The sequence below is a fragment of the Ekhidna algicida genome (assembly GCF_051379705.1).
Taxonomy (GTDB): Bacteria; Bacteroidota; Bacteroidia; order Cytophagales; family Cyclobacteriaceae; genus Ekhidna.
Map to the genome: position 1 here is coordinate 2,154,316 of NZ_CP179868.1, position 12,248 is coordinate 2,166,563.

Annotated in this window: 14 protein-coding genes; 11 read left to right on the forward strand and 3 right to left on the reverse strand. The window is 38.9% G+C overall.

From position 1 onward, the window contains the following. Nucleotides 1-20: 20 nt before the first annotated feature. Together ACL8WY_RS09305 and lipB are read left to right on the forward strand one after the other, a co-directional pair. A complete protein-coding gene (locus ACL8WY_RS09305) occupies nucleotides 21-992 on the forward strand; it encodes a type I phosphomannose isomerase catalytic subunit (RefSeq protein ID WP_436514432.1) in 972 nt (323 codons plus the stop codon). Further along, nucleotides 985-1,704, forward strand: a complete 720-nt coding sequence (gene lipB, locus ACL8WY_RS09310; RefSeq protein WP_436518053.1) for a lipoyl(octanoyl) transferase LipB — start codon at nucleotides 985-987, stop codon at nucleotides 1,702-1,704. The genes ACL8WY_RS09305 and lipB overlap by 8 nt, the downstream gene beginning before the upstream one ends. Here the strand turns inward: lipB and ACL8WY_RS09315 are convergent. Next, a complete protein-coding gene (locus ACL8WY_RS09315; RefSeq protein WP_436514433.1) occupies nucleotides 1,701-2,408 on the reverse strand; it encodes a hypothetical protein in 708 nt (235 codons plus the stop codon). The two genes, lipB and ACL8WY_RS09315, sit on opposite strands and share 4 nt — an antisense overlap. A gap of 103 nt (nucleotides 2,409-2,511) precedes the next feature. Here ACL8WY_RS09315 and ACL8WY_RS09320 point away from each other — a divergent pair, with 103 nt between their 5' ends. The 8 genes from ACL8WY_RS09320 (at nucleotide 2,512) to ACL8WY_RS09355 (ending at nucleotide 9,247) form a co-directional block, all read left to right on the forward strand. Further along, complete coding sequence (locus ACL8WY_RS09320) at nucleotides 2,512-2,901, forward strand: hypothetical protein (protein WP_436514434.1); 390 nt, start codon at nucleotides 2,512-2,514, stop codon at nucleotides 2,899-2,901. Nucleotides 2,902-2,990: 89 nt separating this feature from the next. Continuing rightward, nucleotides 2,991-3,713 carry a 3'-5' exonuclease gene (locus tag ACL8WY_RS09325; protein ID WP_436514435.1) on the forward strand — a complete coding sequence of 241 codons (723 nt, stop codon included), beginning with the start codon at nucleotides 2,991-2,993 and terminating at the stop codon, nucleotides 3,711-3,713. Nucleotides 3,714-3,732: 19 nt separating this feature from the next. Next, nucleotides 3,733-5,904, forward strand: a complete 2,172-nt coding sequence (gene rnr, locus ACL8WY_RS09330; RefSeq protein ID WP_436514436.1) for a ribonuclease R — start codon at nucleotides 3,733-3,735, stop codon at nucleotides 5,902-5,904. After that, a complete protein-coding gene (locus tag ACL8WY_RS09335; protein ID WP_436514437.1) occupies nucleotides 5,897-6,391 on the forward strand; it encodes a hypothetical protein in 495 nt (164 codons plus the stop codon). Before rnr ends, ACL8WY_RS09335 begins: the two co-directional genes overlap by 8 nt. Before the next feature lie 13 nt (nucleotides 6,392-6,404). Then, nucleotides 6,405-6,932 carry a hypothetical protein gene (locus ACL8WY_RS09340; RefSeq protein ID WP_436514438.1) on the forward strand — a complete coding sequence of 176 codons (528 nt, stop codon included), beginning with the start codon at nucleotides 6,405-6,407 and terminating at the stop codon, nucleotides 6,930-6,932. 112 nt (nucleotides 6,933-7,044) lie between these two features. Then, nucleotides 7,045-7,593, forward strand: coding sequence for a hypothetical protein (locus ACL8WY_RS09345; protein ID WP_436514439.1), 549 nt, complete (start codon nucleotides 7,045-7,047; stop codon nucleotides 7,591-7,593). A gap of 86 nt (nucleotides 7,594-7,679) precedes the next feature. Beyond that, the gene (locus ACL8WY_RS09350) at nucleotides 7,680-8,888 is read left to right on the forward strand and encodes a sensor histidine kinase (protein WP_436514440.1); all 1,209 of its coding nucleotides are present in this window, start codon (nucleotides 7,680-7,682) and stop codon (nucleotides 8,886-8,888) included. Then, nucleotides 8,885-9,247, forward strand: coding sequence for a response regulator (locus tag ACL8WY_RS09355; RefSeq protein ID WP_436514441.1), 363 nt, complete (start codon nucleotides 8,885-8,887; stop codon nucleotides 9,245-9,247). Before ACL8WY_RS09350 ends, ACL8WY_RS09355 begins: the two co-directional genes overlap by 4 nt. Here the strand turns inward: ACL8WY_RS09355 and ACL8WY_RS09360 are convergent. Further along, nucleotides 9,244-10,746, reverse strand: coding sequence for a DUF4301 family protein (locus ACL8WY_RS09360; RefSeq protein WP_436514442.1), 1,503 nt, complete (start codon nucleotides 10,744-10,746; stop codon nucleotides 9,244-9,246). The two genes, ACL8WY_RS09355 and ACL8WY_RS09360, sit on opposite strands and share 4 nt — an antisense overlap. A gap of 89 nt (nucleotides 10,747-10,835) precedes the next feature. Here ACL8WY_RS09360 and ACL8WY_RS09365 point away from each other — a divergent pair, with 89 nt between their 5' ends. Continuing rightward, entirely contained in the window at nucleotides 10,836-11,294 is a 459-nt protein-coding gene (locus ACL8WY_RS09365; RefSeq protein WP_436514443.1) for a hypothetical protein, read from the forward strand. On the opposite strand, the gene ACL8WY_RS09370 is transcribed toward ACL8WY_RS09365, so the two are convergent. Further along, entirely contained in the window at nucleotides 11,291-12,058 is a 768-nt protein-coding gene (locus ACL8WY_RS09370) for a S1/P1 nuclease (protein ID WP_436514444.1), read from the reverse strand. The two genes, ACL8WY_RS09365 and ACL8WY_RS09370, sit on opposite strands and share 4 nt — an antisense overlap. Nucleotides 12,059-12,248: the final 190 nt, after the last annotated feature.

Here is a 12,248-nt window from a genome sequence, read left to right on the forward strand (position 1 = left end):
TCAGGTCATTTGTAAAGTTAATGTCAGAATTATACCCACTTAAGTTCAAAACCATCTTCAAAGAAAAACTTTGGGGAGGTCAGAAAATTAAAACCATTCTCGGAAAAGATTTTGGAGATCTGGAGAATTGTGGAGAAACATGGGAACTTTCAGGTGTCTCTGGGAATATTTCTGAAGTTGCCAATGGTAAACACACCGGCAAAGCTATCTCTGATTTAGTAGATGAATTCAAAGAGGAGCTGGTTGGGCGTTCAATATTCAATAGCTATGGTACTGAGTTTCCGTTATTGATTAAGTATATAGATGCTGCCGAAGACTTGTCTGTTCAGGTTCACCCCAATGATGAACTTGCCTACGCTCGACACAATTGTCCGGGAAAGTCTGAAATGTGGTATGTCATTCAGGCGGACGATGACGCATCACTGATTAATGGGTTTTCAAAGGATACGAATAAAGTGGAGTATCTCAGCTACTTCCAGTCTGGAAAAATCATGGAACTACTCCATTCAGAGAAAGTAAAAGATGGGGATGTTTATTACTTACCTGCGGGGCGGGTACATACGATTGGAAAGGGTCTTTTCATTGCCGAAATTCAACAAACATCAGATATTACTTATCGGATATATGATTTTAACCGAACAGACAAGGAAGGAAATAAAAGAGAGCTTCATACGGAACTTGCTCTCGATGCCCTTGATTATTCCATGCCCAAAGAATTGAGAAGTGAGTATACGGAAAAACTAAATCAAAGCAATCCGATTGTTTCCACACCTTACTTTACAACCAATAAAGTAATTGCAGATCAAAATATTAGAATAGACAAAACTGATTTGGATTGCTTTAAAATTTACATTGGTGTCGGCGGATCAGGACGTGTTGCAGGAGAAACCATTCAATTAGGTGATGTCATTCTGATTCCTGCAGCAATAAAATCATACCAAATAGAACCAGAAGGTAAGCTTGAGTTGTTAGAAACCTACATTGATATTTAGGACGTTGACGAAGCAGACCCAATTCATTCATTTAGGCCTTAAGGATTATCAGGAGGCTTGGGACTTTCAGGAAAAGCTTTTCAAAGAGACCGTAGATCAGAAAATCTCAAACAGAAAGCTGCCTGTTGAGGATCAAATAGAAACCAAAAACTATCTGATTTTCTGCGAACACCCACATGTCTATACGTTAGGCAAAAGTGGTGATGAAAACCACCTCCTCGCTAATGAGGCATTTTTAAAGGAAAAAAAAGCCACTTTCTATAAAATCAATCGAGGTGGAGATATTACCTATCACGGTCCAGGACAAATTGTTGGATATCCAATATTAGATCTGGATCACTTCTTTACTGACATTCACAAATATCTGAGGTTTTTGGAGGAGGCGGTCATCCTTACATTGAAAGAATATGGAATCGAATCCGGTCGAATAGATGGCCTTACGGGAGTTTGGATTGATTGGAAGGATGAGAAAAAGGCTAGAAAAATCTGCGCCCTTGGAGTCAAAAGCAGCCGATGGGTCACCATGCATGGCTTTGCTTTCAATATAAACACCAACCTGGAGTACTTCAATTACATCGTCCCGTGCGGAATTCAAGATAAGGCAGTCACCTCACTTCAAAATGAGCTCGGACATACAATCAAAATAAAAGAGGTAGAAACTAAACTCAAGAAAAACCTTGCCTCCACATTTGATATGGATCTGGTGGATTAAGTCGGCCTTTTCACGAGCCGAGTTGAAATTCCAAAACCAAGAAAAGTAGCCATCACATGCATTAGTGAGATATGCAGATCTATTCCTAACACTGTTAAATTAAATATTTCAAAAATTATCGGAACACTGAGCATCACCCACTTTTTCCTACTGACCGTTGCCAGCGCTCCATATACTTGAAACATGCCAATAGATCCGCCAAGCCAGTTTCGAGCAAAAGCAAAGTTCATGAATTCACTGTCTGGAAAAAGATCTATTCCTACTGTATAAAACACCGCAAAAAATGGAGCTACAGTCAAATAAGAAGACATAAAAATTAACGCCGTTGTTTTTGAGCCAAACACAGCTTCATGCGACTGAACGATCAACAAAAATCCCAGAACTGAAACAAAGAGTATATGATCAAGTCCATTGTGAAGAAATGGTGTTGTGAAAAGGTTTCTTAAAAATATTAAAGGCGCCTCAGTCAGATTCTTCACCCAAAACGCATATTCACATTGTAATGCAAGCTGCCAGGTGCCTTCACAATTTCTGGTTGACGCGTATCCGAGTATCCCAATGATGGTCCAGATAACGATCAGATATAAAATGGTGAATGCTTTTCCTTTAATTAATTCTTTAAATGGAAGAGATTGGTTGTAAGCTCCTTTCCAAGGCCAGACAAAAGGAAAAATTCTTTCCTTTTGAGGGTTGTTGTGATTCATTTGCCTAAAATAGTGATTGTGACCAAAATGGCTGAATATTATAATTCTGCAAATCTAAAAGATGCAAGTCACAAGTTTTAAAATTGCAAATAAAAGCCTAGTCGTGAAAAAAGACATTGATTTCTCTCCGGTTAAAAACGTGCATGTGGTAATCGCCAAAGAGAATGATGGATGGAGAGTTTTTCTTATTAACAGAAACAAAGAAAAGCTGGAAAATGTAATGGTTACCTCGAGAGGATATGGTGAAACCAAAACAGAAACTCAAAAAACTTCAGTTCTTCGGCACATGATCCCATTCTTAGATTCCGGCGAATATGCCTTGATTGAACCCATTGATGAATCGGTGTTTCATTTAAACAATGAGTATTGGGTCAGCTATTTCATAGACGGGCAGGTGTATGACAAAAAGTTTATCTTTGTGCCAGACTCAATCATTGAAGATAACCTCACCTTCATTGAAGAGTTGGAAATGAAAGGTATCTTGCATGACTAATTGCTCGATCGAACTCCAAACCAAGATTTCAACCTCCGCTATCAATCTGGGAAGATTCAGGGTTATTGAGTTTTAAAAACAAACGAAGTTTGCATAACCATTTTCAAAATTTCCTAATCATCGATATTGAAACCGTCTCAGGAAGCGAAGATGTAGAGCAATTGTCCCCTGCTCTGCGAAAACATTGGGAGCGAAAAGCAGGTTTCATCCGAAATTCAGAAGAAAAAACTCCTGAAGAGCTTTACAGTGATCGAGCTGCTATTTATGCCGAATTCGGAAAAATCATTGTGATTGGGATGGCGTTTTATCATGAGCCAAAGGGAAAGCCTGCATTACGGGTAAAGTCTATAGCTTCCGATAACGAAAAAGAATTATTAACAGAATTTAAAAATTTTATTGAATCAAAATTTGATCAGGACAACCTAAAGCTTTGTGCACACAATGGAAAAGAATTTGACTTTCCATACCTGTGCCGTAGGATGCTGATCAACGATATTAAAATCCCCTGGTCGCTAAATCTGACCGGGAAAAAACCATGGGAAGTCAATCACATCGATACGATGGAACTCTGGAAGTTCGGAGACTGGAAAAGTTTCACGTCTCTTGATTTACTCACCAACATCTTTGGGATTCCGTCCAGCAAAACAGAATTGGATGGCTCAATGGTGACAAAAACATATTATGAAGAAAACGATGGGTTAACGAAAGTTGAGGAATATTGCCGAAAAGATGTAATCGCAACGGCACAGCTCTACCTCCGCCTCAAAAACTTACCTCTGATCGATCCAGATCAGATAAACATCGTAAAATGACCGCACGGTCAACTAAACAATGAGTAAAAAGAAAAGAAATAAGAAACTAGGATCACGATCCAAACAACAACCTAATCACGTAAAACAAATCAAAAGCAAGCTTCATGAGATCTTCACTGTCAATGATGGAAAGTCATATGGCTACAGAGAACTAATCAGAAAGCTTCAGCTTAGAGACAAAAAATCAAAAGATTACCTAAAAAGCCAGCTGTTCAGTCTGGAAAGCAACGAGAAAATTCGACGATTGAGTGATGGTCGATTTGTAACCAATGCAGAAAGCGAATACATTCAAGGAACTGTCGATCATGTCAATCCAAATTTTGCTTATATAGTAACGCCTGAGCAAGACGAAGATATATGGATCAAAACAACCGATCTGAATTTTGCCGTTCATGGAGACCTTGTGAATGTAATCATTACTAAACCATCCGGAAAAGGCTATCGTCCGGAAGGGAAAGTAATCAACATCCTGAAGCGAAACAGGGAAGAGTTTGTCGGGAAAATTGAAATCTCGCAAAAGTTCTCTTTCGTAGTTCCGGACAGCCGCAATATCCATTTCGATATCATGGTATACCCTGAGAAAATTGGGAAAGCTAAAGCCAATGATAAGGTGATGGTCAAAATAGATAAATGGCAGGACGCAAAAAACAGAAGTCCATTAGGGACAGTAACCGAAGTGCTTGGACAAGCTGGTGAAAACGAAGCAGAGATTCACTCCATCATGGCCGAGTTTGGTTTACCCTTTCGATTTCCAAAGAAAATCGAGAAGGCGGCCGATCAGATTCCCGATTTAATTACCGAAGAAGAAATTAAAAAACGACTTGACTTCCGTGACATCACCACATTCACAGTAGATCCACACGATGCAAAAGACTTTGACGATGCCCTTTCAATAAGGGAAATCGAGAAGGATAAGTATGAAATAGGCATCCATATCGCAGACGTCTCTCACTATGTGGAAGAAGGAAGTGAACTTGATAAAGAAGCTATCGATCGGGCGACATCTGTCTATCTGGTCGACAGAACCATTCCGATGTTACCGGAAAGGCTTTCAAACGGGCTTTGTTCTTTACGCCCGAAAGAAGAAAAACTCACCTTTTCAGCTGTATTTGAAATTGATACAAAAGGCAGCGTGTCAAAAAAATGGTTTGGGCGAACTGTTATCAATTCAGACAGAAGATTCACCTACGAAGAAGCACAAGAGCGCATCGAAGGATTAGATAGTGACTTTACAAAAGAAGTAGTCACACTCAACAACATTGCGAAGCAACTTCGAAAAAAACGCTTCCAGCAAGGAGCCGTAAACTTTGAAACGGTAGAGGTAAAGTTCAGGCTGGACGAGAATGGGAAGCCACTGGAAGTCATTCCGAAGGAAAGAAAAGATGCCCACAAAATGATTGAGGAGTTTATGCTTTTGGCAAACAAAGAAGTAGCTACTCATATTTATAAATGGAAAGAGAAAGGAAAGGAAGAAGGAAGCAAAACCTTTGTCTATCGGGTGCACGACAACCCGGATCCAGAGAAGCTAAACACTTTTGCTTCATTTGCGGCCAGATTTGGTCACAAAGTTGATACGGGTGGAAATGTCTCTCATGGCTTAAACAAGCTCATGGAAAACATTGTAGGAAAGCCAGAGCAAAACGTGTTGGAATCTCTGGCCATCCGATCGATGGCCAAGGCCAAATATACCACTGACCCAAGAGGCCACTTCGGTTTGGCTTTTGATCACTATACACATTTCACATCTCCGATTCGGCGATATCCAGATGTGATGGTGCATCGCCTCCTCGAACATTATCTGCAAGGAGGAAAAAATGTAGGCAATGAAGAGCATGAGCCACTTTGTATGCATTCTTCAGAAAGAGAAAAACGCGCGGCGGATGCCGAGCGAGCTTCCATCAAATACAAGCAGGTGGAGTTTATGGAAACTATGCTTGGTCGGGAGTTTGAAGGCATTGTTTCTGGAGTAACCGAATGGGGCATTTTTGTTGAGATCATCCAAACCAAGTGCGAAGGGATGATACGTATGGCAGATTTGGACGATGATTTCTATGAGTTCGATGAAAAGCAGATGCGTGTCATCGGTAGAAGCAACAAGCGAATTATCACCTTGGGTGATAAGTTGAAAGTATTAGTAGCCAAAACTGACATTGACCGGAGGACAATCGATTTGGAGTTGGTGAGTGAGTAGAATTGGAGCTAGATATATAATCAAAGGAGAGTTCTTCCCTCCTCATTTTAGGTTGCTCGGTTCAATATTAATAATCTTTTCAATATTAATTTGGGATGAACAGGCTGTTCAAAACTCTCTTATCTTTTTTCTGATCGGTTTTCCACTTTTGTGTTCAAGGTTTGGTTTGATTATAAATACAAAAAACAAAACCATCAAAAAATATTTTAGCATTTTTTTAATTCGTATTGGAGTTAGAAAGAGGTATGATTTACTAACCTGTTTTTGGCTGACATCCCACCGAATGAAAGATGTCTGGCAAAATCCAGCTATCAAAACTGAGTCACACGTTTATGGTGTTGTGAATGTTTACCTAATTACATCAGATGGTGACAGCTTTTACGTGCTTCAAGAAAAAACAAAGCAGGGTGTTTATGAACGTTTAGCTAAATTTATGAACGAGCTAAACATTAGTTGTCTTGATAAATACCCAACTGACACTAAATAAAAAAGCCCTTGACATGCTAGAGTACAACGGGTACTCTTTCAAAAGCAAGGATCAAAAGTATGTCTTCAAGCACTCTTCCATAGACAGCATTGGGCTTTCTGTTATTCTTTTAATCGTGACATTTGTTGTAATCGTGCTCATGGTCTACAATGCATTCATAGGTGTAGGCGCATTGGTACTCAGCTTGCTCATTTTTGCTCCCATAGTAAAGCGAAGCAAGGGTAAGTCTAGCCTGGTTATTGATGCTTCCCAAGAAGTTTTACAACACAATGAAAACGATATAAAGGTCACCAAAGGGTTTAGTGATATAGCAAGTGTTTATATGCATTCTATGTTTGTAGACGAATATTCAAGTGCATTTAAGAGCACCAGCAAAGAATATCAAGTTACGATCGGTCTAGAAATCGATGGGCGTAAGGTTCCACTTTTCAAACTAATCGCTGATCATGCGAAACCCTCAAAAGAAATGAACGCTGTTCATGATTTTTTAGAGACTGTTATTAGAAAAAACAATAATCTCCAACATTCGCAGGCAGTTTAGTCTACCATTCACACGATTCTGTTAGTCGAAAAAGGAGCAAAGGTTTGCACTTTTAATTGATTATTAGATTAAGATTGAAATCAGCTTTCGAGCTAAACAAATCGCTTTTAAGATGAAATCACCTAATCTAAGTAAGGAAGCCATCCACTTCCTGGAAGAAAACGGCTACTCCTTTAAGTATAAGGATAGCAAAATCGTTTTCAAGAGAAGAGTGCCCTATATGGGTGCCATAGTTCTTCTATTTGTAACACTTTTTTTATCTATCCCCGTTTTCGCAGCAGGTGCAATTTATGGGGTAATCTTAGTCGCAACTGTGATTGGATCGATTATGATCCGGCGAATTTACTTTACCAAAAAATCAAATCTGATCATTGATCTGGAAGCAAAAACCTTTACCGCGATTATAGATACCTATCACCAGGAAGACCAGTCATTAAAAATGATATCCACTATTACAATGGGATCTAAATTTGTAGATGAATATACCACTGCTGCAAGAAATTCCGTAGAGGAGCATTTAATCTCAATCAAAATTCAACTGATCACAAAAGAGGAGGTCGCCTTGTTTCAATTAAAATCTGAACAATCTGAGCCAACACCGGAAATAAACGAATTGTACAGTTTGCTTGAAGATGTTGTCAAAAGTGCTAAAACCGTCTAATTAAAATAATTCATCACTTCTAAACCTGTCTGTATTTGGTCGCCACTAAGTTTTTAAAAAAGGAGCAAGGCTTCTATCTGTTCCTTATGATCTCAGCATATGTTTCCACGCTTGCGTTTGGTACATATTATCTCATTCTAGGTATTCCTGAACTTTACATTCCTACTTATGGAGCGTTCGTATTGTTTACGGTCTATGGATTATTATCCGTTTTTTCCTCTGTCAATCTTATTACTTTGTTTCGCCTTTCCATCGCTACGGCCTTGCTTGCGTTTTATAATCAGGTGTACTACACTGGAGGTGTGCTTTCTTCAGGCTTACTTGAGTTTGTAATTCCCCCACTTCTGGCATTTTTCTACCGTCCAATTAGAGACAGGTATTTTTTCATGGCGATTTCTGGCATTTGCCTGGTTAGCATGTTTATTCTTTCGTCACTCGGATATACCAAGAACCTGATTCTTGAACAATTAAGAGTCGAGCATGGTATTCTATGTGCGCTTTTTATATTCACTATTGTATCTATCTATACTTTCTTGTTTAGAAATGCACTTGTGATTAAAAACAAAAAGATTGGGGATTCAATGAAGGAGCTTCAAGAAACTACACATATGTTGATTCAGTCTGAAAAAATGGCCTCACTTGGAATGTTGTCAGCAGGTGTTGCTCATGAAATCAATAACCCGCTAAATTTTATAAAAGGGGGCGTGGAAATTTTGGAAGATGGGCTCAAGGAAGAAAAAGAACTTCAGTTTGAAGCCTCTCCAAGCCTTCATGTAATAAAAGAAGGTCTTAAAAGAGCTTCCGTAATCGTCAACAGTTTGAATCATTATAGTCGAAAAACGGACTCTATGAATGAAAAATGTGATCTAAATGAAATACTAAACAATAGCCTTGTTATGCTTCAGCCAAAGCTGAAGTACAAAGGAGAAGTTGTGAAAGATCTTGAGAACGCTCCTCTGGTCGTAACCGGAAATGAGGGGAAATTGCATCAGGCATTCTTAAATATTCTTTCTAATGCTGAGCAGGCAATTGAAAAAAATGGAACTGTCACGGTTAGGTCTCGAAAACTAAATTCGAAAATGGCTGTTGAAATAATGGATGATGGAGAAGGCATCAGCAAAGAAAACCTTAACAGGATTAGCGATCCTTTTTTTACCACCAAGCCTGTTGGCAAGGGTACGGGGTTAGGTCTTGCTATAACATACAAAATTATTGAAGAGCACAACGGAAACGTCAATGTTGTGTCTAAACCGGGTAAGGGTGCTAAATTTACAATTTCATTTCCTACACAATGAAAAATACGATCCTATTTGTAGATGACGAACTAATTAATCTTTTTGTTTTAGAAAAAAGGTTTGAAACGGAGTACAATGTACTCACGGCTGAGTCTGGAGAGGATGCACTAAAAGTTGTGAGAGAAAATGCGGACACCCTGCAAGCTATAATAAGTGATTTGCGAATGCCTGGGATGGATGGATTGGAGCTCATTGATAAGGTGAAGCCAAGCATAATTGATATTCCCTGCTTTCTACTTACCGGCTATGATTTTACTGATCAAATCAATGACGCCATCAAGTCAAGCAAAATTCACCACCTTTTTAAAAAGCCGTTTGATTATAATGAAATCGATAACAAGCTAAAAGAAGTTCTTTAGCGACGTATTGGTTTCAAAAGATCAGTAACCCTTTTTACTGGATTAAAGGTAACCTGCGGAACTTCCACAAAAACCGTATTCCAATTCGCCATACCGCCGTTCCACAATCCCGGCAATTCCATAGCCAAAAGATTATCTCCGTTAAAAGACTTTTCTGAGATGAAGCCCGCCTCCGCATCTCGATATTCCAAAAGATTGTATTTCTGACCTTTATAGTTTTTCACTCCACAAATGATATCAACTGGGTTGAAATGTGTGCCACTATTAAAGATTGAAAGTTGTTTATCGCTTGCTTGCTTTACTTGAGCTGACTCAACAATCTGTAGAGATTGGTATTTTTCTCCTTTTACCCAAAATGGACCTCCTCCAAGTTCTCCTTCATTCTTTACCATACCACAAACTCTAATCGGACGATCCAACAAAGACTTGACTTCTTTCTCAGAAAACGCTCCAACTATTCCCATTTCCTTAAGGAGCTGCGTTCCTTCTTCATTTATGGAGTCTCCTGCATCTGCTCTTCTTAAAAGACTGAAAGACTTGTTCTGAAAGTTTATCAATAATCCTCCGAGCGCTTTTTTATATTTAACGACCTCTTCCCTCATTCGATCGGGAACAACATTATCTATGTTTTTGATATAAATAAGATCCGAGCTTAGACTGTTTAGATTTTCCAGCAGTGCTCCATGACCAGCGGGTCGAAATACTAAACTTCCTTTTTCATCACGAAATGGGTGATGGCTTAATGTTGCGGCTATTGTATCTGTATTGGGATACTGAACACTAAAGCTTACATTAATCTCTGTTTCTGCTTTTAACTGCGCTATGCTTTCATTGATGTGATCCGAGAATACCTCTAGGTGATTTGGAGAGACTGTGAAGTGTAAATGAACTTTTCCATTTTTCTCTGCATATTCAAGTCCTTCTGCTAAGTGTTCTTGAGCGGCGGTTCTTGTATTATTTTCATAACGATGAAATGAAAGCATGCCTTTTGGTAGATTACCATAATTCAGGCCAGATTCTAAAAGAAGCGACTCAACAATTAAGTGATGCTTACATTCTTTCCTAGCATCATGAGTTGATAGCCCTTTTGTATTTAACATCACCTGATTAAGCTCTTGGTAAAAAGCAAACTCATTCAACTCCTCGAAAAACTTCGCTAATTGCTTTTCTTCATTCAGAATACGATCAAAAGAATCTCGTGTACCATCAAATTTTTCGAGAAATGAAAACAGACTTTTGAACATTCGAGTAGCGGCTCCTGACGCTGGAACAAATTTTAAAACATCAACTTTTGTCGTTTCATACAATTGGATGTACTTGTCCAGATCCTCTCTCGATAGCTTTACAATTCCGTTACCAATTGTCGCTGGTGCCAATATTTCCACTGGTGGAAACCCATTCTTAAAGCGTTGCAATTGCAATTCAACATCTTCAAGAGATATTCCTTTAAATTCCATCAGTGCCAAATCCTCTTCAGAAAACTTAGTGTTGGTATTCATAAGCCACAAATGTAAAATTCGCGGTTGGAAAAGTTCATTTTGGATCAAAAACAAATTAATTTGTGTAAAGAATATTATCACCGATCCTTATGAGCCAAGACATTTTCAAAATTGCACCCACTTTTTTCGGAATTACCATGGTGCCAGAGTCATCATGGAGAGAATACGGATATGCCTTACTTACAATAGCCGGATCCGATGGAGAAGTATCTGAACCAGAATTGGAATGGTTGACTGTTGAATGCGGCAAAGCTGTAGGTGTAGATGATGGTATCATCGCCGATTGGGAAGAGTACGATTTTGAGGAGGGAGATTTAGAAGAAATCTTCCATGCTTTTAATACGAAATCATTCGCCAATTTTAATAAGCTTCTTATTTATGATGCCATCAGAATGTCAAGTGCAGATGGTGAATACGCAAGTGATGAACGTGATCAGGTTAATCATGCAGCTCAAATCCTTAAGGTGCCAATGGAAACGGTGATGGCAATTGAAGCTCTTGTCGATATGGAGCTCGCGGCAAACAAGCTAAGACTTACTTTGCTTTAACCGTAAATTTTATTCAAAACATTCGCCAGTCTAATACCTGCCTGTAGTAGTCGTTGATTCAAAAGATCAATATTTTCATAATTATACCTATAGCTCAGTTTTTTATCCTCCGGCATAGAATCGTAGCATTGATTTCGAACCTCTTTCGATTCATTGGCCCAATCCAAAACATCCAAAGAAGACCAAGAAGCCAATTGTGTTTCTGTTGGATGATTGATCCAGTTGGCGTATTCAGTATAACTATACTTTTGCCCTTCAATCATTTCACTATCCCATACACGATGCAGATTAGATGTCTGCCAGAAATAGTCAAGCTTAACATCATTGCCTCCTCTATCTTCACCATTTCCTACATGCAATGGCTGATGAATATCTCCTATTAAATGGACCAAACACTTCAAAGCAAACGCCTCGTCCTCATCAGAAAATTTCTTCGACTCTAGTTCACTCATCAGTCGCTGAATGGTGACAATCACATCTTCTTCTTCTGGAGCTCCGGCATTCGAATATGTCTCTCCATCAGGAATGGTAGCATAATGCCAGGGAGACATGTGTCTATAAGTGGCATCCGACTTGATAAAATCCATGTAATTGCTTACTTCTGCAAGAGTCTCAAAGCCTAGCACCTTTTCAATATTCTTCCTCGCTTTATTGCTCAAATGATATTCAGCAATCAAACCAACAATACGATGGCCTGTGGCTCCCCATCCAAGTGAATTAAACGAAAGAACCAAAGCAAGGATTATTAATGGAATTTTCTTCATGCTTTAAAAATAGGCCGAAATAGAAAAACGTGAGAGTGCTGGAGATTAAGAAACTATAAAAAAGAGAAGGCGTGCCCGGAATACGGTACACGCCTAATCACCAACCTAACCTAAAAGAAAGTCATTAAATAAACGCTTGAAGTTTATTTTATTATAATGTCTTTGACCTTTAATACCCGTTATTCACTCA